Origin of the sequence: Paenibacillus urinalis (assembly GCF_028747985.1) — a bacterium.
GTDB lineage: Bacteria > Bacillota > Bacilli > Paenibacillales > Paenibacillaceae > Paenibacillus > Paenibacillus urinalis.
On record NZ_CP118108.1, the window covers coordinates 3,270,713 to 3,294,909 of the forward strand.

The 24,197-nt window shown below is 45.8% G+C and carries 18 protein-coding genes and 1 other annotated feature; of the genes, 5 read left to right on the top strand and 13 right to left on the bottom strand.

Annotation, left to right across the window (positions count from 1 at the left end):
• Positions 1-72: 72 nt before the first annotated feature.
• Positions 73-690 carry a GntR family transcriptional regulator gene (locus PUW25_RS15205; RefSeq protein WP_047910487.1) on the bottom strand — a complete coding sequence of 206 codons (618 nt, stop codon included), beginning with the start codon at positions 688-690 and terminating at the stop codon, positions 73-75.
• A gap of 281 nt (positions 691-971) precedes the next feature.
• On the opposite strand from PUW25_RS15205, the gene garR reads away from it, so the two are divergent.
• From garR to PUW25_RS15220, 3 genes are read left to right on the top strand one after another with little or no spacing between them, the layout of a single operon-like run.
• Positions 972-1,865 (top strand): 2-hydroxy-3-oxopropionate reductase, encoded by an 894-nt coding sequence (garR, locus tag PUW25_RS15210; RefSeq protein ID WP_047910488.1) that lies wholly within the window; start codon positions 972-974, stop codon positions 1,863-1,865.
• A gap of 30 nt (positions 1,866-1,895) precedes the next feature.
• On the top strand, positions 1,896-3,239 hold the full coding sequence (locus tag PUW25_RS15215; protein WP_047910489.1) for a GntP family permease: 1,344 nt from the start codon (positions 1,896-1,898) through the stop codon (positions 3,237-3,239).
• A 41-nt stretch (positions 3,240-3,280) separates the two neighbouring features.
• On the top strand, positions 3,281-4,723 hold the full coding sequence (locus tag PUW25_RS15220; RefSeq protein ID WP_274338401.1) for a four-carbon acid sugar kinase family protein: 1,443 nt from the start codon (positions 3,281-3,283) through the stop codon (positions 4,721-4,723).
• A gap of 130 nt (positions 4,724-4,853) precedes the next feature.
• Here the strand turns inward: PUW25_RS15220 and PUW25_RS15225 are convergent, their stop codons facing one another.
• From PUW25_RS15225 to PUW25_RS15270, 10 genes are all read right to left on the bottom strand, one after another.
• Positions 4,854-5,894, bottom strand: a complete 1,041-nt coding sequence (locus tag PUW25_RS15225) for a serine hydrolase domain-containing protein (RefSeq protein WP_274338402.1) — start codon at positions 5,892-5,894, stop codon at positions 4,854-4,856.
• 165 nt (positions 5,895-6,059) lie between these two features.
• Positions 6,060-7,292: an S-layer homology domain-containing protein gene (locus PUW25_RS15230; protein ID WP_274338625.1), complete on the bottom strand. Its 1,233-nt coding sequence runs from the start codon at positions 7,290-7,292 to the stop codon at positions 6,060-6,062.
• Between the two features lie 89 nt (positions 7,293-7,381).
• Complete coding sequence (locus tag PUW25_RS15235; RefSeq protein ID WP_274338403.1) at positions 7,382-11,335, bottom strand: S8 family serine peptidase; 3,954 nt, start codon at positions 11,333-11,335, stop codon at positions 7,382-7,384.
• A 697-nt stretch (positions 11,336-12,032) separates the two neighbouring features.
• Positions 12,033-13,007 (bottom strand): GNAT family N-acetyltransferase, encoded by a 975-nt coding sequence (locus PUW25_RS15240; protein WP_274337271.1) that lies wholly within the window; start codon positions 13,005-13,007, stop codon positions 12,033-12,035.
• Between the two features lie 200 nt (positions 13,008-13,207).
• Positions 13,208-14,761: an alpha-L-rhamnosidase-related protein gene (locus PUW25_RS15245; RefSeq protein WP_274337272.1), complete on the bottom strand. Its 1,554-nt coding sequence runs from the start codon at positions 14,759-14,761 to the stop codon at positions 13,208-13,210.
• A gap of 27 nt (positions 14,762-14,788) precedes the next feature.
• Positions 14,789-15,619, bottom strand: coding sequence for a carbohydrate ABC transporter permease (locus PUW25_RS15250; protein WP_205052887.1), 831 nt, complete (start codon positions 15,617-15,619; stop codon positions 14,789-14,791).
• Positions 15,616-16,482 carry a carbohydrate ABC transporter permease gene (locus PUW25_RS15255; RefSeq protein WP_047910496.1) on the bottom strand — a complete coding sequence of 289 codons (867 nt, stop codon included), beginning with the start codon at positions 16,480-16,482 and terminating at the stop codon, positions 15,616-15,618. The genes PUW25_RS15250 and PUW25_RS15255 overlap by 4 nt, the downstream gene beginning before the upstream one ends.
• Positions 16,483-16,489: 7 nt before the next feature.
• Positions 16,490-17,806, bottom strand: a complete 1,317-nt coding sequence (locus PUW25_RS15260; RefSeq protein WP_205052886.1) for an ABC transporter substrate-binding protein — start codon at positions 17,804-17,806, stop codon at positions 16,490-16,492.
• Positions 17,807-17,878: 72 nt separating this feature from the next.
• A complete protein-coding gene (locus tag PUW25_RS15265; protein WP_205052885.1) occupies positions 17,879-19,084 on the bottom strand; it encodes a response regulator transcription factor in 1,206 nt (401 codons plus the stop codon).
• On the bottom strand, positions 19,077-20,855 hold the full coding sequence (locus PUW25_RS15270; RefSeq protein WP_205052884.1) for a cache domain-containing sensor histidine kinase: 1,779 nt from the start codon (positions 20,853-20,855) through the stop codon (positions 19,077-19,079). Before PUW25_RS15270 ends, PUW25_RS15265 begins: the two co-directional genes overlap by 8 nt.
• Before the next feature lie 165 nt (positions 20,856-21,020).
• Between PUW25_RS15270 and PUW25_RS15275 the strand changes: the two genes are divergently transcribed.
• Positions 21,021-21,164 carry a sporulation protein YjcZ gene (locus tag PUW25_RS15275; protein ID WP_193745990.1) on the top strand — a complete coding sequence of 48 codons (144 nt, stop codon included), beginning with the start codon at positions 21,021-21,023 and terminating at the stop codon, positions 21,162-21,164.
• 115 nt (positions 21,165-21,279) lie between these two features.
• Positions 21,280-21,411: a sporulation protein YjcZ gene (locus tag PUW25_RS15280; protein WP_193745991.1), complete on the top strand. Its 132-nt coding sequence runs from the start codon at positions 21,280-21,282 to the stop codon at positions 21,409-21,411.
• A 123-nt stretch (positions 21,412-21,534) separates the two neighbouring features.
• Here the strand turns inward: PUW25_RS15280 and leuA are convergent, their stop codons facing one another.
• Complete coding sequence (gene leuA / locus PUW25_RS15285; protein WP_205053777.1) at positions 21,535-23,199, bottom strand: 2-isopropylmalate synthase; 1,665 nt, start codon at positions 23,197-23,199, stop codon at positions 21,535-21,537.
• Between the two features lie 72 nt (positions 23,200-23,271).
• Positions 23,272-23,529 (bottom strand) — a binding site (T-box leader).
• 148 nt (positions 23,530-23,677) lie between these two features.
• Entirely contained in the window at positions 23,678-24,166 is a 489-nt protein-coding gene (locus PUW25_RS15290; protein WP_047910500.1) for a tetratricopeptide repeat protein, read from the bottom strand.
• Positions 24,167-24,197: the final 31 nt, after the last annotated feature.

Here is a 24,197-nt window from a genome sequence, read left to right on the forward strand (position 1 = left end):
CGGTTACAAAGAATCAAAGTACGTGCTCATATTCTGAGCATCGTGATGTTCATATGTTGGGTGGCAGCTTCTTCAATCCTTGCTTAAATGCAGATAGAAATTAAGATCAGACTCAAGATGAATCTTCATCAGCCGCTCGGCCTCTTCTCCATTATGTGTCTTAATGGCGTCCAGAATTTGCTGATGCTCCTCGATCAAAAAAGGACGCTTGTAGTGGACGACTGCTTTGCGGAATAAGTAAATAATGGACTGCATGCGTTCAATAATGTTAACCAGCTCAGGGTTGCGGCTTGCCTTGACAATGATATCATGGAACTGCTTGTTCGCTTCCATCGTCTCCTCCACATTGCCGTGCTGTGCCATATCGATACAATGCTGAAGTTGATTCTGGGAAGCCTCGTCCATATATATCGCAGCACATCGAGCTGAATATCCCTCAAGCAGGATCCGCACTTCAAATATATGCCTCAGGTCCTCATCTGTCGGACTAACGACTCGCTTGCGTTTAATCAGACCCTCTTGCTCCAGCTTCCGAATGGATTCTCTGACCGGCGTACGGCTGACTCCCATCTCTTCTGCCAGTCTCTCCTCCACGAGCTTTGTACCAGCAGGCAGATCCCCGTTTAAGATTTTGTCTCTAATTTGCTCATAGCAATGGAGGTACGCCGCTTGTAAACCTTGCTTTGCCATATGTTGTTCTCATCCTTTTCATCCTCTTAAAACCCTCTATAAATGGGAATCTGACCTTCATTATAGGGGAAAATCCGTTCTAATAAAAGCAAAATCACCAAAATAAAGCAGAAGATCTATGATATTTTGTATTCATTTTTATTATTTTTGTATACAATTTTATATTTATTGTGTACATATTTGAACTTTTTGTGTACAATACATTTGAAAATACGAAAATCTTAAGACCCAAACAAGATTACAAAATAATGGTCAAACGATCATACAAGGAGGATTTCATCATGAGAATTGGCTTCATAGGACTAGGAATTATGGGTAAGCCGATGGCAGCGAATCTCTTAAAGAAGGGATACAGCATTATCGTCAATGACTTAAACCATTCGGCTGTGGAAGAGCTGAAGGCACTTGGGGCAGACACGGGCGACACCCCTAAGCAGGTTGCATTTGAAAGCGATATCATCATTACCATGCTTCCTAACAATGCGATTGTTAAAAGTGTCATTTTGGGTGAAGAAGGCATCATCCATGGAGCGAAGGAAGGCTCGATTGTCGTTGATATGAGCTCCATCTCACCGGTTGCGGCAACTGAAATTGCCGAGGCTTTGAAGAAGCAAGGGATCGAAATGCTGGATGCACCTGTCAGCGGTGGAGAACCTAAAGCGATCGACGGAACCCTGTCTGTTATGGCGGGTGGAAATGAAAACGCATTTAATCAAGTTAAGCCTATTCTGGCCTGCATGGGTAAGGATATTACCTGGGTTGGTCCGAGCGGCAGTGGAGCTACAGCCAAGCTGGCGAATCAAATTATGGTAAACGTTAACATTGCCGCGATGTCAGAGGCTCTAGTACTGGCAGCCAAGGCCGGCATTGACATCGAGAAAATGTATCACGCCATTCGCGGCGGACTGGCTGGAAGCGCTGTATTAGATGCTAAGCTTCCCATGATTATTGAACGCAACTTCAAAGCCGGAGGACGTGTAGACATTAATTTGAAGGATCTGACCAATGTTATGGAGACGGCAGATGCTTATGAGATGTCACTCCCTCTTACTGAACACGTGAAGCATATATTCGAGTCCCTGAAAAATGAAGGAAAACAAGCTGATGATCATGGGGGCATCGTGCAATATTATGAGAAGCTGGCTGGTGTAGAAGTCCGCAAAGCGCAGCAATAATCCTAATCTTCTAGTAAAGGTGGAAACAACATGTTGACAGGACCTATGCTGATCGTCGTGTTTCTGATTGCATTAGCATTTCTGTTTCTTCTTATTATCAAGTGGAAGGTTGAGCCGTTTCTGGCTCTCGCCTTCACTGCATTTGCAACAGCAATTGCCATTGGCATTCCTATGAAGGAGGTTCCCGGCGTTGTTACCTCCGGTTTCGGAAGCACACTGACCGGGGTCGGTATATTAATCGGTCTTGGTGTGATTTTCGGTCAATTTCTGGGGGCATCTGGTGCCGTTGAGAAAATTGCCAGCTCCATGCTGAAAATATTCGGTATCAAAAAATCGCCTGCAGGACTGGCGCTGTCCGGTACCGTGGTGTCGATCCCCGTCTATTTTGACGCTGCATTTGTCATTTTGAGCGGACTGCTTAAGAGTCTTGCTTCACGTACAGGTATCTCAATCGTTACCTTTGTAACCGCTCTCGGAGTTGGATTAATTACCGCACATAATATGATTGCGCCAACGCCAGGCCCGATGGTTGTAGCTGAGAATACAGGCTCGGATTTAGGACTGTTTATTCTGTACGGCATTATCGTAGCGATTCCGGCAACTCTTGTTGGGGGATACATCTATGGAATGTTCATAGGAAAGCGCATCAAGACGGAGGATGAAGTTGAAACCGTTGAGGAAGAAGTTAAACAACTGCCGCGTAAGGAAATCAGCACAGCGATGTCCTTCGGCATGCTCTCCCTTCCGATCATCCTGATCCTTGCCAACACAATTTCACAGATGCTGTTTCCTGGGACATTCATTGAAACGTTGTTCGGATTTCTGGGAGACAAGAATGTTGCGCTGCTGATCAGTGTATTAGCTGCTATTGTCCTGCTTCGCCCTTATATTGCAGAAGATTCAGGCAAATTGTACACCGAAGCCATCGCAACAGGCGGTATGATCATTCTGATTACCGGTGCCGGCGGCGCGTTCGGTGCTGTCATTAATCACAGCGGAATTGGTGACTATCTGATTACGACGATGCAGAGCTGGAGCATACCTGTGCTGCTGCTGGCATTCATATTCACACAAATTCTGAGAGCATCCTTAGGATCTTCAACTGTTGCCCTCGTTACTACATCAAGCATTATGGGACCGCTCGTTGCGGATCTTGGTGTATCTCCGATCCTGCTTGGACTGGCCATCTGTGCCGGGGGTATCGGCTTGTCCCTTCCGAATGATTCCGGATTCTGGGTTGTTAACCGGTTTGGTAAGCTGACGGTTACCCAGACTCTGAAGGTATGGACACTGGGTGGATTTATCGCAGGATTGACAGCGCTTGCGACAGTCTATGTATTAAGCTTGTTCAGCGGAATTCTGCCGGGAATTTAATCAATACCATAATTACAATATATAGATAAGGTGTGGATACGATGAGTGGAACGACAGAGAAACGAGATGCTGCGGAAATATTAGACCAGCTCCCTTCACTAGATCATGAGATGGTGCAGCAGCTTCTGTCCATAGAAATTAAGGAGCTGGATCGAAAAATTATCGTTCTGGATGATGATCCGACAGGAGTGCAGACCGTACACGGCATATCTGTATACACGGACTGGTCTATGTCCACCATGCTGAATGGTTTTCGCGAGGAGCAGTCCATGTTCTTCATCCTGACGAATTCCCGTGCCATGGTGGCCACTGAATCAGAAGAGGCTCACAAGGAAATTGCCCGCAATGCCGCTGCGGCTTCTAAAGAGCTTAATAAGCCTTTTCTCATCATCAGCCGAGGTGATTCCACATTACGGGGCCATTATCCGCTGGAAACAGATACATTGAAGGATACGATTCAAGCGGAGTCAGGCTCCACATTTGATGGAGAAGTTATTCTTCCTTATTTCAAGGCAGGCGGACGTTATACGATCGACAACATTCACTATGTACAGTATGGCGATAAGCTAGTTCCTGCTGGCGAAACTGAATTTGCCAAGGATCGAACCTTTGGTTATACCAGCTCTCATCTGGGGGATTGGGTTGAGGAGAAATCTGAGGGTGCTTATCTGGCCAAGAACACCACTTACATTGCTCTGGATACACTGCGCTCTATGGATATTGATACGATTGTAGAGCAGCTTATGCAGGTCCAGCACTTTAACAAAGTCGTGGTTAACGCCGTTGACGATGTAGATGTGAAGGTCTTTACAATAGCGCTGATCCGTGCCATCCGCGGCGGGAAAAATTTCATGTTCCGTACAGCAGCCTCCTTCACCAAGGTCATTGGAGGAATCAGCGACAAGCCGCTGCTAAACAGGGAAGAGCTAATCCCCTCCCCTTCTAATGAAGGCGGACTGATTCTGGTCGGTTCCCATGTTCAAAAGACGACAGAACAGCTTGAACAACTAAAAACAATGGCGGATATCGCATTTATCGAATTTGATGTACATCTCGTTACCGATGACACCGCATTTGCAGCTGAAACAGAACGGGTCATCTTGGAAGCCGAGCAAACCATTGCATCAGGCAAGACCTGTACCGTATATACTCGCCGTGAACGGCTGGATCTCGGTGAAGGCATGAAGAATGAGGAATTGAAGCAGTCTGTAAAAATATCCGATGCCGTAACAAGTATCGTCCAGCAGCTCAACGTGCGTCCGCGCTTTATCGTAGCCAAGGGCGGTATTACTTCGAGCGATATCGGGACCAAGGGACTCAAGGTGCAGCGTGCTACCGTTGCTGGTCAGATCAAACCCGGCGTTCCGGTGTGGATTACAGGTGAAGAGAGCAAGTTCCCTCACATTCCTTATATCATCTTCCCTGGTAATGTCGGAGATCAGAACACGCTCAAAGAAACGGTCGAGCTGTTAGATCAACAATAGTTCAGGAGTATTATCACGTATTCAATATAAACAAGGGCTGACGGATATCCGTCAGCCCTTGTTTATATTATCGAAACTTCGCTCTTGAATTCTCGTTCATTACGAAGGGATGCTCAGGTTACATGTGTCTCTACTCATTCAGACAGGAGCTAAATACATTGTGCACATGAATATTGTCTACCGTTTTGGCCAGCTGCGCCGTCATCAGTACAAATGCATATCCTTGCTTCGGATACATCCAGACCATACAGCCGCCTATACCGTTATGACCAAAAATATCCCGTTCGATGTACCCTTTGTGACGCGCAGGCATTTTCCATACAAATCCGTAATCCGAATCGACCTCATCAATATGAAGCGTCTGAGGTGTAACCATCTGTCTGAACGTCAGTGGCTGTAGAAGACGCTTGTCTTCCGCATACTTCGTTTCATTCAGCATGGCTTTTGCGAAGATCATCAGATCATCCGCTGTACTGATCAAGCCGCCAAAGGGCAGCTTCGCACTCATCAGCTGGTCCATTCGCCCCGCTATCGCTTCTAAGCTTCCTATAGGTGCCATTCTGGACTGATCTGCACCAGGTTCACCAAAGCCGGTATCCTTCATCCCCAGCGGATCAAAAATATGTGTCTTCAGATAATCTTCATAGGTCATGCCGCTGATACGCTCGATGATCTCCGCAAGCACAGTAAATGCAATATTGTTGTAGCTTACTGAAGTACCTGGAGCAGCTGTTAAGGTACTGGATACGAGAGAAGTGAAGATCTTGGAATGATTCATTCCGTCTGCTTCAAGCTTGCCTTGAGCCCATCTTGCCATATAGGACTCATCCAATCCTGACGTATGGGTCAGCAAATGCCATAAGGCAAGCTTGTCTTTTCCCTGTTCACCGAACTCAGGGAGCAGCTCAGTTATAAGCTGGGATGGATGAAGTAACCCCTGCTCCCATAACTGCATAATGGCTAATCCAAACATGGGCTTCGTGATGGAAAATACCGGATAAGTGCTCGTACTGTCTATATTTGTTCCATGATCATGCATGCCATAAGACCGCAGATCAATGGAATGCTCTTTATCTGTGATGCCAAGTACAGCAGATGGCCATGCTCCAGCCTGCACTTTCTGTTCGATGTAACGATACATGGGTTCAAATTGACTTAATTGCTGGCTCACTCCTGATACCTCCATCTAAATATGTAAATTTGGGGCTGATTTTGTCGTGCTTACTACTAGCCCATCCCATATCGTAACACGGAAATTTATTGGTTACAAAAAAACGTCTGCTCCTTAGCAAAGGAAGCAGACGATGTTCCTATGAAATTTCGGGGAGCAGAACATTTAGTCAGTCCACTCTTGAATTCGATTCAGCATGACACTGACCTCAGCACGATTCGCCATGTCATTCGGTGCAAATTTGGACTGGGATTTACCTTGGATCAGCTGGTTGTTGTACAGATAGGAGATGGAGGACTGGGCCCAGTGATTCTGAATATCTGTAAATGGTGCCGTTTTAACGGTCGACTCACTTGTCCCTGCCGTAAGATGCCTGGATAGGATCGCAGCTAATTCTGCTCTTGTAATGGGAGCATTCGGCTTGAACGTCAGCGCCCCACTCTTATCCTTGGAGCCCTGAATCAGACCGTAACTCGCAGCGGTTTCCACATAATCATAATACCAATCGGTCGTTTTGATATCCGAGAATGAGGGTGCCATCGTCTGAGCCATATTAAGCTCAAGTGCAGTTACAACCGCTTTGGCGAATTCAGCCCTTGTCATATTGCGGAGCGGTTCAAAGTTGCCCTCATTCGTGCCGACAAGCACTTCACTTGTAGCCAGACGAATGATGGCATTCTCTGCCCATTTGACTTTGGTTAATGCCGACTGATCTTTAAACCCGGAGATGATCTCTTTACTTGTCGGCAGACTCACTTTTTGCTCAGCTTTATCTCCCACGGTCTCAATGACTTCATTTACTTTACCTGCTCCTGATCCGCTCCCTGAGATCGTAATTGTAGGATGGTTCACACGATGTATGATGTTAATGCCAGGATTATCCGGCTGAATAATGATCGACTTGGACTGGGTCAGTTTAGCTGCCCCGGCCTTCAATGCGCGAAATTTTACCGTACCTACTTTACCATAGCCCATAAACAGCTTCGCATTCTTCGATGTAATTGCCTCGGCAATTTGTACGTTACCTGACGCATTCACTTTATTAAGCAGGCTCATCGGATTGCTCGTTTTCTTAAAAACGCTTGGCGTAAGCTTGGTCTCTCCCTCGACAGGCGCAAGCAGTGTTTTATCAAAATTCAAGTGAACCTCATAGCCCTGTACTTTGCTGTAGTCTCCCGTAAAACCCTGCAGCCATATCGCAACTTCAACGACATCTCCTGTCTTGACATGGTATGAAGAGGGCACGAGACGAACCATCGGAAGATCGGATTGGCTGTTCGAGGCAGAAGTAACGGCTGTCGATTCTGCAGCAAAGATCGCTGTAGAATTTATAGTAAGTACTAGACTGCTTACCAGTAGAATTGCGGCTAATTTCTTCGATATCGGAGAATTGGTCATCAAGAGTACAGCTCCTGTCATCTTAATATGTAAGGAGAGAGGACTTGTGGTCCTCCCTCCAGCTTACTGATTCGTTCATTCATTCGAAATTACAGCTCGTAGTTTCCGATGATGTATGAGATGTCCAGCAGGTCTATTGCGCTGTCACGATTGATGTCCGCTGCAGAGGCTTTAGCATTTGTCCAAGCGGAACCTTTCGTTTTGCCGAACTCTTTGGCTGTCAGCTGCAGATCTACGAGATTCACTGCACCGTCATTATTGACATCACCTGCTGTCAGCGGTCCGAAGTTCAATGTTTCATTGCCGTCTACGGTTACGCCTGCTGTTTCCGTGATGTGACCCGGAACAACAACGCGTACTGTGTAAGTTCCTTCAGGAACCTCAATGGTGTACGTACCGTCAGCCCGAACCGTTCCAACACCTGCTACTGAACCGTTGCTATCAACAGCTTCAACAACGACCTTGTGTACGCCATCCGCACCTTGGTACCAAGTCTCGCTGTAGTCAACACCGTCAGCGAAGGCTTCGGCATCAATGCTGCCTGTAATGGAGTATTGACCTGGTGAAGGATCACTTGTTACCGTTACAGACGCTCCGGTTATGTCACCTACAGCAATATCTGCAGAAGTACTGTTCAGTGCACGAACATTCGATAATTCGAAGTCGTATTCGCCTTCACTTGCGCCAGCGAAGTTGAACGATGCAAGTGCACCCTCTCCGGTATACCCAGACTCCAATCCTACCAAAGTAATGACGTAGTCTGTTTTCGCCAGCCCATTACCGAGTGCCGTTGTTTCTTCATAGACGTATGGTGTTACGCCCGGATTCTGCTCTTCTTGATACGTTGCGAGAACCACGCTTGGTGCTGTTGTGCCTTTTACCAGATCCTCGTCATACGTCAAGCTGAACTGAGCAGAATAGAGATCCTCCACTTCGGAGAAATCAATGTCCAGATTGAAGGATTCATTGACACCAACTTCATCAGCGGAAGGATCCACCGTTAAGGAGATTTCGCCTGGTGTCGGTTCGCCAGGTTCTTCTCCGTCACTTTCGTAGCTGACAAGATGTGAAGGTTCAATAAACCCATTGCCTGTGTAATCATAGACATACACTTCGAAATCATTTTGGCCTTCTACAATGGGTACTTCAATTGTAAATTCACCGTTATCCGAGATCGATCCAATTGCATAGTCCCACTCGCCATCAACAAGGTAACCTGCCTCAACACCAATACCTGAATAATCACCCAGAGCATCTACCATAAGGTCGGATTCAATCTGCCCCCGGATGGTCCCGACGTCACCTTCGACGGTAATTTGTGGGTCATCCAGAGTCGACACTGGTGCTGCCGTATCGAGAACAAATGGATACGCTTCATCTAGATACTCTATCCAGCCTCCATTTATTAAAGCTGATCCAGAGGCAAAGTAAATTCCATCCTCAAGTTTGATAATGTTAGGCCCATTAATGATCGTTCCATCCCATTGTTGTATCCAGTAATCTCCAGGCTCCATTTCTCCATTAGATTCATCAATTGAACCCAGCCATTTTCCATTAGGATTAAGAATATCTAAAGCTATTTTTTCGTTCCCTGCATTCACGGAGAAATATACATCTGTATAGTCATACAGCTCATCTTCATTAGGTGAGAAAAATTGAGGGTCAACCGCAACATCGGATACGACAGGGATTTCAACAGGCTCACCAACGTACACATAGACTGGAATTTTCAGCTGGTGACCGCCAGCTTCCGTCAATATAAGCTCGCCTTCGTAATTTCCATCCGCTATCCCATTACTCATTGCAATCGTTACATCAATCGAAGCTTCTCCATTAACGGGAACAGAAATGCTGGATTCACTGACACTCAGCGTCCCTGGAGGAGTACCATACCACTCTGTGGATACGCTGTAGGAAGATCCTTCACCCACCACATCACTGACTTCAATCGTTTTGGTTGATGTCGATCCTCCATCAAGTATTCCATAGCTCAGTAGTCCTGTCTCATAAGGAGTCTCTTCACCCGACTCTACTGCGGTTGTTTCCTCCTGAACCAAGGCTACTGCCTTCGCTTCCAAGGTACTCTCCAGATCAAGCCTGCCTGCCCCTTGAATGTTGTGCTCATACCGGTTTCCATTTAGATCACTCAGTTTAAGTGCATTATTGGTCATTAAACCTTTGATTTCAGATAGGGTTAAGCTCGCATCCTTATCCAGTAGCAGTGCAGCTGCTCCCGCAACATGCGGTGTAGCCATACTTGTACCCTGGAAGTCCGCATAAGCTTCTGAATAATCTCCACCATAGGCTGGAATTGAAGAACGAATCGCAACACCAGGTGCGGAGATATCCGGTTTGATTCCATATTTAGGAAGAGCGGGACCTCTGGAGCTGAAATCTGCCATTAAGTCCTGCTGTAAGTCAATTCCGAATGTAATTTCATAACCAGGAGTAGCCTCGATCTTGCTCTTCAAGGCTGTACCATCCTCAAGAGATATACTAAGGGTTGGGATGTAATCCCCTGGTACACCCAAGGTTCCACCAAAGTTCCCTGGTTCGTTATTATAAATGATGGCAGCTACAGCACCCGCAGCCTGTGCATTTACAGATTTCTCTGTAAAGGAAATGCTTCCTCTTTGGATAAGTGCAACCTTTCCAGTCAAATCGACTGCTTCTGTTTCGTCCGTCGTTCCAAGACCTGCATAAACGACTTCTATTGTTTCTCCATCCAGTGTGGATAAATCCGGAGAGAATGTCATCAGGCTGCCATAAGAAGTAAGTAGCCCCTCACCATCAACTGTTGGTACATTAAGAGGGGGAGTAGAAGCACCTACCGAGATGGGTATTTCGGCAGCTCCCGGCGAACCAAGTGTATAATCATCTGGTCCCGAATTACCATTAGCAACCACGGCAACAACACCAGCCAGAGCCGCATTGTTTAGTGCAACGGAAGCAGGATCAAATTCGTTGTTCATTTCGCTTCCCAAAGATAGATTTATGATATCCATGTCATCCTCAACCGACTGTTCAATTGCTGCAATTACTCCTGATGTTGGACCGCTGCCGCCTGGACCGAGCACCCGATACGCATATATATCAGCTCCATAGGCTACGCCCCGTACCCAGCCTGTTCCACTTTCTGGATCAAGCGGATTGCCGCGGCCGGCAATCGTACCGGACACATGCGTTCCATGATCGGTAGCAGCTTCAGGATCATTAGGATCTGGAGGTGTTTCGTAAGGATCATCATCATTATCAATGAAATCATATCCGCCTTTATATGCATCAGCTAAGCTTGGATGCTCATAATCAATTCCCGTATCCAGTACACCTACCTTAATGCCTGCCCCATCATATCCGATATCCCAGAACGTATCTGAACCAATAAACGGTGCACTTTCATCCATATTAGGAGTAATACTGTTGATTGGCGTCGCTTTCATCTCACTATCCGGATACACGGCTTTGACACCCGGAATCGCTAACAGGCTTTCAACCCGATCAGCCCGGATATCTACTGCATACCCGTTAAAAACAACAGAATATGGTGTCTTCAGCGTGGCATTCAGTCTTTTTGCAGCAGAGGCAAAAGACTGTTGCTGTTTCTGAATGAGGCTGCGCTGATCGTTATTTCCCGAGTTTAAATTTTGAGAAGACTTCGATTCATAGAGTGCGATCGGCTCTTCTGATAACTCTACGATTACACTGATTGTACTTGTACTGTCTGATTCAGGAACATAATTTTGCGGGGTAATTACTGAGGAAGCTCGTTCGGAATTATCACTCTGTGTATAGGATTCAATTTTCGAACCGGTATTCGTACTCTGATCTGTGTTATTTAATGCAGCTTGCTTCTTGCTACTATTCAATGTGACACCATTCATCTGAGAGTTCAGCTTGCTCTCATCTAAATTAAATAAGGAAGGATCAAACTTTCTATTCGTTGCTTCAGCTCCGGAGACTACCGCGGGAAATACTGTGGATAGGAATAACGTGGAGACAACCGATAATGACATCAATCTACGTCGAATGGGCTTAGACTGCATACTACTCCTCCTATACTATTCAATGTAAGCTAAGTTTCTGCAATACTCTATCAATCTTCTTCATGTCCTCTCCTCATCGCATGTCTCCTTTTTCGATAAACTTCTTCTTATGTAGCTTGAAGTAACACTATCGTTCTTCGAAAACTATTTTAATTCAACACGCTTAAAAACATTGTAGAATTTCCTGATATACCTCACATGATGGTAGAATTGTTGTCAAACGCCTTATTTTTACACAAAACTCGAGCTATTTTCGCATAAAATCGAACATACCAAACTGCTTAGGTGAAGTTATTTGACATCGATTCTAATCTACCATTGGTTGAATGCTGTATAATGGATAGATCTTTTGTCATATCGACTCGTATTCTCGGAATCGAATATTAAAAAACAGGAATTTAGTGCTACACATTGTATCGAAATGGTTATATACTTAGTCGAATTGTACTAGAACTAAAGAAGCTGTAAATTACATCTAGAAGTAAGTGGGTTGGTCAATCTATCGAGAATTATTTGAGAAAATAGGTGTAATCTTATAAATGTTTGATTTGTTCGGCATTGAGTCGAACCATCAAAAAAACCTTGAGAGGCGGGAAGCCAATCAAGGTTTACTAATCTAATTTGATTCTTCTCTCTGTTTCAAGGGCTAACTATGTCTTCTCGCCATGCAACCCACCCTAATGGTAAGTCGGCAACGTCAACAATTGCTGGGTCCATCATATTTGATTTCATTCTGTTTCCTTCTCTTGATAGCACTTGTGCATTCTTCAGTATTTAAAATGTAGAATTCGAGCTCCTGCTCGACAGTAAAACCCGCCCTTAAATAGACCCCAAGCGCTGTATGATTAGAGCTCGACACGCATAACTTTACCTCTTCAATAGCTCTTTCAAACAAATCCGTTACCGCATACCGCATTAGTGCAGTACCAATCCCCTTATTTCGAGCTGCAGCAGCTACCGCAATATATTCCAAGCTGCCTTCAGCATGCTCTTCGTTTCCTTCCGTGTAGACATAACCGAGGAGCTCTTCTTCTTGAGTATATAGAAATAGTCGATTCTCGTTACTCCGTCGTTCTAGAATTGCTGTTGAATTATAGTAGGTACTTGGAAAGCACTGATCATGCAACGTCGAGAAGGGCGCTGCCCACCGCTCATCCCAAGCTTCTATTGAACCATTTGAAGCATGATGGAAGTATGCCCCTCCTTGTTCCTTTATTAATGCATCTGGTTTAATTACAAGAACCGTTTCCTTCTGTTTATAATCAGCCTTTAACTGGTTCATTAACTCTCTTCCACGATCGTTCGCCGTATTATAGAAGCCTTTGAATGTATGTACACGACTCTCTAGCTTGGCTAGGCCTGTATTCCATAGATCAGTGGCAATCCTCTGCCACAAGGGTCCAAACTCCGTGTCGATAAAAGGCCCCCAAATTTCTGCTGCTCCTGCTTCCAGTTCGACATCAAACCCAAGGATGCCAACAATTTTTCCTTCCTCCATATAAACTACGATAGAGTCTTCAAGAGACAAATCTGAGAATTCTTCTGTCAGACTAGCCTCAATCTCGTGTCTATTCATTCCTGCATAACCAACATTGCTGCTCTTACTGCTATTCATTCTGGCGATAAACGTTGCGATCTCTTGAATCGGGGGTGTACGGACAAATTCAGCCACGCTGCAAGTCCTCCTTTTTTTTTCACAAGTTAATAGATCTGTACTTATTTATTCGACAATCACCTTACCGTCTCTTCTACTTTCCCGCAAGGGTAAGAATAATTATAGCCAATTCATTTTTCAGCCAATATATCTCATTGAGCTCTCTATAACAAAAAGAAGCTGTCCCCTTAGTAGAAGACAGCCTTTGGCCTAATAGCTCAAATCAGATATTTTCTAATAAAATAGGTCGGTGTACAGCTCCAGGCATGACAATAACTGTTGATCAGATTGCTGCCGTATGGCGACATTTTTTTATCATCTGGATTGTATACCTCCCAGAAGGTATCCGCCCCGTCCTTAATCATTTCGCCCCAATATTTGCGCATTTCATCCAAGGCCTTCTCCTTCTTGCCTGCTTCAAACAACGCCTCGATGAGATGATGCACCATGTAAGGTGTCATGGGAGCAACCGTCGGTGGATCTATAAACAGTCTGTCGAGCAATTCAGCCCGATCTTCCTTATCCGGCACTTCCGCAAGCACCATCCAGATTTGGGAGGCCCAAGACAGGTTTCTATCCTCGCCACTAATGAAGTAACCTAGATTCTCGTCCCACAAATACTCCAGTGCAGCTTGGGTCAATCGATCGATCTCCATTGAAAGCATGCTGCTTAATTCTAACTCCGATAGCTCTTGAGCCAGCAGCCTTGCACGCTTAAGGCAATAGATCAATACAGCCTGTGCAGGGGCCTGTTTATTCAACTCCGGATGCCAATCAACAAAGCACCACCACTGGGGATCATCTCTCACGATTCCCCGATCATCCACTCGTTCGAGCGCAAATCGTATCTGGTCTTTCGCTGCCGGCCAGAGCAGCTCCGCTGTGGCTTTATCCTTTGTCGCATTGTAGTAATCATAGAGGGTTGATGCAAAAAACAGTGAATAATCAAACAAGAAGGTATCATCTGCATGAGGCTCAGGCTGTTCAAAGATACATGCTGATATCTGGCCTTGATCCGCTCGCAGTCCGGCAAATAAGTACAAACAGCGCTTAACCAGATCATGATTGTTAAATGTGTAATAGTTCGCCAGTGCTTGCAGCCTCAGGTCTCCAAGCCATAGTCTGCGATCCCTTTTGGGCCCGTCCTCAAAGACCGTATGCATACAGTTTTGCAGGGTGCGAATGCCGATTCGATCCATTTCTGCAATATCCGCCGGAAGACCTGCGGGCAGCGGCTTAACCTCTGCCAAGTTCCCTGATGTGACTGCTCTTGCCTGAATGTCCGCAAATTGAACTTTGTATTTCTGAGAGGTACTCAGCACAATGACCTTCATATAGCGGAAGGTATACCGACGCGGCAGCTCAATCCGCTGTGGCAATACATCAATAATGATAACCTCATCCTGAAGCCAGGAACGGCTGAGCCATCCGTTATAGGAATCGAATTCTTCCCCCATCTCACAGGGCATCTCCCCAAAGACAAGCTTCAGCCGCAGCGGGGCATCCTGGGGGCTTCCGGCAGCACGAACGCTAAAGGATACATAGCCTACATGATGATCACCAAAATCCAGAATGAAGCTCTCGTTACTATTGTACGTTCTGTCCAATACATCCTCCACTGCCGACTGGGGCTGCATCCTCCAGCCTTGAAATGCAGTTTCGTCAGCGATGACCTGTACCGCTTCTCTTGGATAAATAGTAGATTCATATAATTTGGGGAGTAAATCTTGGGCACGCTCCAGCAGACTTCCTCCAGGTACGAGCATTGGCATGTTGTAATCTTCCCTTCATTCATAATGTCAGCCCTTCACGGCACCCGCCGTCATTCCGGCAACAATCTTTTTGTTGAATATAATGAACAGCAGCAGAGGCGGTATAGTAATCAGCAAAATATTCATGAATAGAAGATTCCATTGTGTATTAAACTGGCTCTGAAAATTGTATAGTGTCAGCTGGACCGTTGCATTCTTCGCGCCTGGGAAGAAATACAGCGGGTTAGTAAAATCGTTAAAGATGCTGACCGAGGAAGTAATAATAATCGTCGCCGTAACCGGCTGAAGCAAAGGAAAAATGATTCGGTAAAACAATGTAAAGCCGTTAGCCCCATCCACTACCGCCGCCTCATCAACCTCCCGGGGAATTTGGGACATAAACCCTTTATACAGCAGCACGCCAAAAGGAAAGCTGAGCGCCACTTCTACCAGTACGAGACCCATCATCGTTTTGTATAGACCGATACTATCCAGTACCCAGATCGTTGGGACAATTGCAGGAGGGATGATCAGCCCGGCGAGAATAAAAAAGTTTATGAATGGCGTCGCTTTGCTGACCCTTCGCTGAACGACATACCCGGCCATCGCACAGACGGCAATTAGAACAAAGATGGATAGCAAAGTGAGGACGGTACTATTCACAAATGCAGTAAGTAACATATAATCACGGGCTGTGATCACTTCACGGATATTGTCCCACAGATGAACTTGAGAGGGCCAGCTCAGATTAAGTACCGCCGCCTCCTTTTGATCCTTCAATGCATTGACCAGCACGAAATACAGCGGAACGATAAATATAATGACCGTAAGAAGGACAGATACAATCTCGACAATAGCTCTCTGAATGGACTTCTTCATAGGTCAACCTCTTTCCGGTTCAAATACATGTACAGCGGAAAAGCGAGTGCCGTTACAAACAGGAACAGAATGACATTGCCCGCTGTCGCGAGTCCGTAGAACCCTCCTTGATATTGCTTATAAATAATAGACGCAATAAGGTCTGTCGTGAAGCCAGGGCCTCCCTTGGTCATCGCCCATACAAGATCGAAGGAGCGCAGCCCGCCGATAAAGGACAGAATAATTACGGAGTTGGTGGCCGGCCGGCTCAGAGGCATGATAATATTCCAAAACTTGCGGAAAGAGCCGCCCCCATCGATTTGAAGAGCTTCGTAATATTCAGCAGGGATCGATAAGATCCCCGCAATGTATATGACTGTTGCAAAGCCGACTCCCTTCCATACATCCACCAGAGCGACCGACAGCAGGGCGATCCGCGTATCACCCAGCCAATCCGGACCGGTGATGCCTATGAAGGACAGCGCAGTATTAATCAGCCCCTCGGTCGGATGCATCATCATGCTGAAGGCTATACCGATGGCGATGGTGCTCACTAGGGTCGGGAAAAAGATTACAGACTGCAGAAACCCTTTGGTACGCAGCTTGGAGGTAAGAAACACACCCAGCAGCAGACCGAGGATTACTTTTAGACTGCAAGTCACGACCGCATAGATGAATGTATTTTTAAATCCGATGCTTAGTGAGGATTCCTGGAAAAAGGTAATGAAATTTTCGAATCCGATAAATTCCCAATCGGCCAATGTCCACCTCGTCATACTGAAGAAAAAGGACATGATGGTAGGAAAAATAAAGATCACGAAATAGATGATGGCTGCTGGGAGCAGAAACATGTAAGAATAGGTTTTTCGGAATACTTTGGACATACGGCAATTACCAGCCTTCCAGTCCAAGCTGTTTGGCTTGTTTCTCTACATCCTTGTCGTATACCTCGGCACCTTCGGCGGAGGATTTGATTCCGGCACCTACTTCCACCGTAATTTGCGGCAAGCTCGGTCCTTTAATTGGAGAGAGGAATTCCAGGGCAGGAGCTGTTTTTCCCGATTCAAAATAAGGCACCATATCTTTAACGGCAGGAGCTACATCTTCCGGCATCTCGGCCCCATTGATTACATAAGGCCCTGTCGGCATGGATACGGTAGCACTGGCTGCCATTCCTTCTGGAGAAGCAATAAATGATACAAATTTCTTAGCCTCCTCAGGGTGTTCCGTATTCTTATAGATGTAGGCTGCGCCTGGCATCCAGACGGTCAAGCCGTGATCATCAGCACGGTCACCCGGCTGAGGGAAAAATCCGATGTCTTCGATCTGATCCGCATAGTTCTGGACAAGCGGAGGGATGGCAAACGTCAGCATTGGATAATGTGCGCCTGTTCCTTCAACCAGCATCTTCAATCCAGCATCATAAGTTGTTGCCAGAAAATCTTTATTCAGATAACCTTTATTAAATATTTCCTGAAGCTTCTCGAAGCTGCGAAGCGCTGCAGGTGTGGTCGCATATTTCGCTGTTCCTGCGGTGTAATCGTCTGCGAACCCCGGAGCATCAGATTGAACGTTATAATAATCCGCAAGAACCACTAGCTGAGAGGTCCAGCTGTCCTTGTATGTGCCAATGACCGGAGTGATGCCGGCAGCCTTAATTGTCTCGTTGTTCACCATCAGCTCTTCCCAGGTTTCAGGGACGGTCAGCCCCAGCTGCTCATATACCTTCTTGTTGTAGAACCAGCCGCCAGCCATCGTGGAACCCGCAGGGACTCCATAAATTTTCCCGTTATACGTAACTGTCGGTTTGAAGGTGTCCATTACATTGTCCATAAGCGATTCATTGGTCAAATCCAGCAGATTCACTTCCGGGTTAAGCGCTTGCATTAATGAACCTGAATTATACATGATGATGTCGGTCATATCCCCAGTAGACAGCCTTGTCTTGACCAGATTGTCTCCTTCATCTCCTCCGGGTCTCGTCTCGACTTCTACTTTAATATTCGGGTTCTTCTCTTCAAAAGCAGCGATCATCGCTTTTGCACTGTTTAGTGCATCCTGCGTGTTATCACTAAGCAGCGTCAATGTCACATCTCCCTCTGCGGATGATGGAGCTCCCTCTTCTCCACCAGCAGCACATCCTGATAGTAACCCAACCGCAAGCAGTACAGAAATGATCAGTGCAGCTCTTTTTCTTCCTTTTTTCATAAATACTGGCCCCCTACCTGAATGAATTGACATTCGGGACTACTACATCCCCTGAGTACATTGTAAATGCTTTCATTCAGGTTCAGTCAGTGGGTCATTTTTTGGATTGATGTCCGTATTTTTTGGGTCCTCCTTATATTGACCTGGAAGAACACCTGTATATTTCTTGAATACCTCGGAAAAATGGCGATACGTATGATAACCAACCCGTTCACTGACGTCCGCGACCTTCAATCCTCTCTGCAGCAGCCACTTTGCCTTCTCCATCCGCAGTCTGGTCAAATATTTGATAAAGGACTCTCCCGCAGAATCCTTGAATAGGACACTGAGGTAGGCTGCATTCAAGCCAACATGCTCAGCAACCTCAGCGAGTGACAGGTCCCGCATTCCGTTCAGATGGATATAGGCAAGAGCCTTCTCGATCGCTTCCTTGCCTTTAGATTCGTTCTTATCTCGAGCTTTGGCCTTATACGGGCACAGCCCTGTCCATCCCACTTCCTCCGCTTGCTTCAGAGCATATCTTGCCGTCTCCAGGCTGATGAACAGATCCGCTGGTTGAATCGCGATCTCCCCCTGCCCAATGGGATAATCCTTGTCACGGTAATATTGTGCATGCTGTGCCCAGTAATCTTCGCCTGGCATTGTACGGTGCAGCATCACTGCGAGCTTATCCTTACCCATCTGAAGCTGAATGACTGCTTCTTCACTAGCGTGAATTGTAAAATGATCGGCACGAAATGCAAGAACTGTAGCGCAGATAACGCCGGTATGCTCCAGCTCATGAAGCTCAGACCATGCATTCGGACAGCTTTCGTTATTGAGCAGGAGGTTCAGCAGCGCTCTTTCGACCAGCGCCTTTCTATTGCCCTCCCAATCGCTGCGGAGCACCTCCATTTCTTCCCGTTTAGATATGTGGCCCAGGACCTTGGTCAATGCCTGATTGATGTGCTCGATCGTAAAGGGCTTCTCCAAATAATCGGCTACTCCGAGCTGGATCGCTCTTTTGACATATTCGAATTCGTTAAAGCCGCTGAAGACAATAAAAGAAGCGTTCTGTACCTCCTTCGCTGCCAACTCGATCAGCTTCAGTCCATCCATTCCCGGCATGCGAATATCGGTAAGAATTAAATCCGGCCGAACATCTCTCACAAGCTCCAGTGCCCTGCAGCCGTCATTCGCTGTACCGGCAAGCTGAATGCCAAGGCCGTTCCAATCTACCATTTGCCTCAGCCCTTCTACTACAATGTATTCGTCATCAAAGATTACGGCTTTATGCATGCCTGCGTCCCTCCTCTTGTGTTAATGGTTTAAAGCTTAGCTCAATACACGTACCCTTCCCTGGAATGCTGGCAATCTGAAATCTGCTTGAGGATCCATAATAGAGCCGCAGCCTTTCCTTCACATTGCTCAAACCATAACCATGCTCGATTGCTGCCGGGTCTTCAATTCCCACCCCGTCATCCTCAACACGAAATACAATGAATTCACCTTCTCTTCGTCCTGTCAGCCGAATCCGGCCTTCCCCAACTTTGGGCTCGAGTCCATGATAAATTGCATTTTCAACCAGCGGCTGCAGAAGCAGCTTGATCATCTCCATGCTCATCATGGATTCTTCGATGTCCTCCTCAAAGTGAAAACGGTTATTGTACCGGATATTTTGAATGTTCAAGTAATGCTTAATATGCTGCAGCTCTTTAAAAATAGGAATCAGCTCTTTGCCCTTGTTCAGGCTAAGCTTAAAGCTCTCGGATAAAGAAATAGCCATCTGAGCGGCCTCCGGACTTCCCTTGAGCATGGCCATCCAATAGATGGAATCAAGCGTGTTATATAAGAAATGCGGCTTGATCTGTGCCTGTAGTGCCCTTAGCTCAGCTTCCCTTTCCTTAAGTACAAGGGACACGACTTTTTCATTCAGTTCATCATTTTCAGAAGCCATACGCTTAAAAGTCTCGCCGATGACACCGACTTCATCCTGCTCAAATGTAGCCGTGAACTCTCTTTTTCCTTTGTTCCATTCCATCATCATTTTTTTAATCGAGATCAGCGGTTTGGTAATGGTGCCGGACAATATGTACGACAGAACAAGAGCGGTAAGTGAAATTAACAGTGCAATGACCATAGTTGCCGTACCGATCCGGTTTGACTCTGCCAGCAGCTCCTTCTTCTGTACTGAATGAATAAAGGTCCAATTCGTCGTCTCGTTCCGATAGGAGCTTACCAGATATTTTTCCTCCTTTAATTTTTGAATCGCTTCACTGGCAGAGCTGTATGGAGAGACCAGATGATCTCCTTCCGAGGCGTCAGGAAATACGACCCTGCTTCTCAGCTGCGTATCCTCAATTGCCATATAGCTTCCGGTATGGTGATGAACATTAAATGCACTGTCAAATATATTTTTGGATACATTGACAATAATCACGCCCAAGCTCTCTCCATTCATACCTTCCGAATCTCGAAACAGCTTGATGGTCGAGAAGGAATCTTTCGTATCACTAAGCACGTCTGTTCCATAAAAAATGACTCTACCCTCGGCGTTAACGGCCTTTTGGTACCATTCTGCATTTTGAATCTGTGTTATTTTCGTATCATGCTCATATGTGCCTGCATCGTCTGAGCGGCCTAAACAGTAGATTTGAAAGTGATAATCCAGTATGCAGATGGAATTAACGAAGCGGTTGTCCAGGAGATGGGTATTGATAACACGCTGAATTTGAGCAGCCATTCGCTCACTTGTTCCCGATGGTGAAGCCGCTTGCTCACCGTTCTTGATATGTATAAGCTCATTGCGAATCGATTCATTAAGCACTAGAGCCCGATTCAGATTGATTAAATTACGAAATAACAAATCTGCCATCTCGCTAGCCGTCTTTAAATGATCGGAATTGGTCTGCGCATGAGTTCGCATCATTGTATTTGTAGTCGTTTGAAAGGAGAAATAGCCGAGAATAAACAAAGGAGGGATCGATAGAGCAATCATTGCAAATAAAAACCGGGTTCTCAGCTTCTTGAAACGTATAGAACTCACGAGAAAGCGTTTCCAATTATTCATACATAACCTCCTTTCCCTAATTATCTCGATGAGGATGAGCAGATTATATTACAATTTCATAGCATTGTTAAAGAATTTTCTCTTTTTGCCAATTCCACATTCGTCTAGATCAATTCCATATTTCTGTCATACCCTATCTTATCTTCGATCAAAGGAGGAGTTCAGATGGGTGGAGTAGTAGAAAGTTGCGGCGTAGGTGGCTACGGCGGTGGAAATAAAATTGGTGCAATCTTGGTACTCTTTATTCTTCTCGTCATTATTGCGGCTTCATTCGGATGGGGCGGACTTGGCGGATTTGGCGGTTACTGATATTTGAGTCATTAAGACAGGGCTCTGATCGTGAAATTCAGGGTAAAAAAGTCCAGACCAATGGACTCAATGCAACATAAAAATATTTTATCTTGATGGTAAAGGAGGAATTTCTGTGAGCGGAGTAGTTGGAGGTTTCGGTTACGGCCAAGGCGGCGGATACGGAATCGGTGCAATCCTGGTTCTCTTTATCCTCTTGGTTATCATTGCTGCATCTTTCGGATGGGGCGGATTCGGCGGTTACTAATGGATTAAGCACAAAAGAGGTGTTCCATGCGTGGAACGCCTCTTTTTGTGTGCTGTACTGCAGAGATATGAAACCCCGCTCAAACCAATCCATCTGTAGCCAGTTCTGACTGGCCATCATCATTTACTGCTTCTGGTTCATCTTATTCACGGCGCTAAACAAAGCCTTAACTGAAGATTTGGCGATATCGGCGTCAACGCCGCAGCCCCAAAATACGGTTCCATTACTGGATGTAATACCGATGTAAGAAACGGCCTGTGATTTGGAGCCCGTCTCAAGTGCATGCTCGCGGTATACGAGATCGGTATACTCCAATCCGCAATGCTTCTGCAGCGCATTACTGATGGCATCCAGTCTTCCGTTACCGTTACCGGTAATTTGTTTAACCTCTCCTCCAGATTGAATCGTTACGATCGTATGGAAGTCCTCATCATCCGGGAACTGGTATTTGACAAATTCGACGGGTGCTGAAATGTTTACATATTCCTTCATGAAGATCTCGTAAATTTCATTAGGCATCAGCTCTTTTTGAGTACGATCTGACACATTCTTGACGACATAACCAAAGTCTTCGCGCATCTTCGGCGGAAGATCAAGACCATATTTCTGCTGTAGTACGAAGCCGATACCGCCCTTGCCGGATTGACTGTTGATTCGAATGATGTCACCTTCATATTCACGGCCAATATCGATTGGATCAATCAGCAGATAAGGAACAGACCAGTGAGCACGCTGCTCCTCCTCACGCCATTTCATCCCTTTGGCAATGGCATCCTGATGCGAGCCTGAGAAGGCCGTAAATACCAGTTCGCCGCCATATGGATGTCTTTCATCCACATTCATTTTCGTCAGGCGTTCATATACCGAGATAATCTCAGGAATATTGGTAAGATCAAGCTGAGGATCTACACCATGAGAATACATATTCAGTGCCAAAGTGACGATATCTACATTCCCTGTGCGTTCTCCATTCCCAAATAAGGTTCCTTCTACCCGCTGTGCTCCTGCCAGCATCGCCAGCTCCGCATCTGCTACACCCGTTCCTCTATCATTATGCGGATGGACCGACAAGATTACATGTTCCCGATGGCTTAAGTGTTCACTCATATATTCGATCTGGCTCGCATAAATGTGCGGCATGGACATCGATACGGTAGCTGGCAGATTAATGATTACCTGATTGTCAGCTGCAGGCTGCCATACATCAAGCACACTATTACAGATATCAAGAGCAAATTCAATCTCCGTACCGGTAAAGCTCTCAGGCGAATACTGGAACTTGAAGTTCCCTTCTGTATCCTCTGCACACTGCTTCAACAGCTTTGCCCCGGATACCGCAATATCAATAATTTCTTCCTTGGATTTACGGAACACCTGCTCACGCTGAGCAAGGCTTGTTGAGTTGTACAGATGGACGACCGCTTTTTTGGCTCCTCTAAGGGATTCAAAGGTCTTGCGAATAATATGCTCTCTGGATTGGGTAAGTACTTGGATCGTTACGTCATCTGGAATAAGGTTCTGCTCAATCAAGGTTCTAAGGAAAGCGAATTCGGTCTCGGAGGCGGCTGGAAAGCCGACCTCAATCTCTTTGAATCCAATGTTCACAAGGAGATTAAAATACTCCAACTTCTCTTCAAGGTTCATGGGTACCACGAGCGCCTGATTTCCATCTCTAAGATCGACACTGCACCAGGTTGGTGCTTCGGAAATGTATTCTTTCTTTGCCCAGTTCATGCTAGTCTTCGGGGGCATAAAATAACCTCTGGCATATTTCTCCACATTTTTCATCATAACGACCACCCTTTTCCCAATAGTATGTACATCTGATTTATGGATGCAAAAAAAGCCTTCCATCTCTTCATAAGAGACGAAAGACTTTACATCTTACGTGGTACCACTCTAATTCATACCATATGGTATGCACTCAGGCAGATACAGGTCCATTTGCAGTGAACTTATATCCCCTAATTGATAACGGTTAGGACTCCGGCTCCACCTACTACAGTTCAGCGAGCTACTTCAAGGCGAGTTCCAACATTCCTATGCGGCTGTTTTGCACCGGACAACAGCTCTCTGATCGCTTGGAATTGATGTACTATTCCTCTTCATCGTATTTAAATATTGATGTCATTTTATACTACAAAATTGAAGTTAGCAAGTGAATTCACGAAAAAACTTACAAGTTCCGTAAATTCAATGACATCGAAGTCCCGAACAATCGGGAGCAGAATACTTAACGTTTCTTCAACGAAAGAACTTTTTCCAGTTAATCCCAGCGCTGATCCAGTTTGTCTGCATAGAAGGCAATAGCCTGTCTGTAGCTCTGAACTCCGGAATGATTAGAATTTTCAGCAATTTCCTCGAGCAGCAGCCTCATGGCGGATGCATATTCTTTGAGATTATACTGAACCATTGCTAGAAAGACTCTAAACTCTCTATTATCTGGGAATTCTTCTATGCCTTGCCGTAATACGTTCTCGGCAGCTTCATACTGACCCAAGTTTCGATATGTACTGCCCAGTCCCAACAGAGCTCCTGATCTATCTTCTCCCTGGATCCCTATAGAGATGGCCTCCAAATAATAAGGAACAGCTTCTTGCTCAAGGCCTAATGAATCGTAAGTCCAGGCAATTTGATAGCTTAATTGCGCCGTTTCCTCAGTTTCAGATCTATTTTTAATATGCAGTAATCTCTCCAGCGCTTCTTCCTTGTTTCCTTCATTTCTTAATTTAATGGCTTCCTCGATTAGATCCATAATGAATACTCCTTCTCGTAGCATGCTTGCA

Excerpts from the sequence above, each read along its gene's own strand:
- PUW25_RS15205 (WP_047910487.1), bottom strand. The coding sequence starts at position 690 with ATGGCAAAGCAAGGTTTACAAGCGGCGTACCTCCATTGCTATGAGCAA.
- garR (WP_047910488.1), top strand. The coding sequence starts at position 972 with ATGAGAATTGGCTTCATAGGACTAGGAATTATGGGTAAGCCGATGGCA.
- PUW25_RS15215 (WP_047910489.1), top strand. The coding sequence starts at position 1,896 with ATGTTGACAGGACCTATGCTGATCGTCGTGTTTCTGATTGCATTAGCA.
- PUW25_RS15220 (WP_274338401.1), top strand. The coding sequence starts at position 3,281 with ATGAGTGGAACGACAGAGAAACGAGATGCTGCGGAAATATTAGACCAG.
- PUW25_RS15230 (WP_274338625.1), bottom strand. The coding sequence starts at position 7,292 with ATGACCAATTCTCCGATATCGAAGAAATTAGCCGCAATTCTACTGGTA.
- PUW25_RS15235 (WP_274338403.1), bottom strand. The coding sequence starts at position 11,335 with ATGCAGTCTAAGCCCATTCGACGTAGATTGATGTCATTATCGGTTGTC.
- PUW25_RS15245 (WP_274337272.1), bottom strand. The coding sequence starts at position 14,761 with ATGCCAATGCTCGTACCTGGAGGAAGTCTGCTGGAGCGTGCCCAAGAT.
- PUW25_RS15250 (WP_205052887.1), bottom strand. The coding sequence starts at position 15,619 with ATGAAGAAGTCCATTCAGAGAGCTATTGTCGAGATTGTATCTGTCCTT.
- PUW25_RS15255 (WP_047910496.1), bottom strand. The coding sequence starts at position 16,482 with ATGTCCAAAGTATTCCGAAAAACCTATTCTTACATGTTTCTGCTCCCA.
- PUW25_RS15260 (WP_205052886.1), bottom strand. The coding sequence starts at position 17,806 with ATGAAAAAAGGAAGAAAAAGAGCTGCACTGATCATTTCTGTACTGCTT.
- PUW25_RS15265 (WP_205052885.1), bottom strand. The coding sequence starts at position 19,084 with ATGCATAAAGCCGTAATCTTTGATGACGAATACATTGTAGTAGAAGGG.
- PUW25_RS15270 (WP_205052884.1), bottom strand. The coding sequence starts at position 20,855 with ATGAATAATTGGAAACGCTTTCTCGTGAGTTCTATACGTTTCAAGAAG.
- PUW25_RS15275 (WP_193745990.1), top strand. The coding sequence starts at position 21,021 with ATGGGTGGAGTAGTAGAAAGTTGCGGCGTAGGTGGCTACGGCGGTGGA.
- leuA (WP_205053777.1), bottom strand. The coding sequence starts at position 23,199 with ATGAAAAATGTGGAGAAATATGCCAGAGGTTATTTTATGCCCCCGAAG.
- PUW25_RS15290 (WP_047910500.1), bottom strand. The coding sequence starts at position 24,166 with ATGGATCTAATCGAGGAAGCCATTAAATTAAGAAATGAAGGAAACAAG.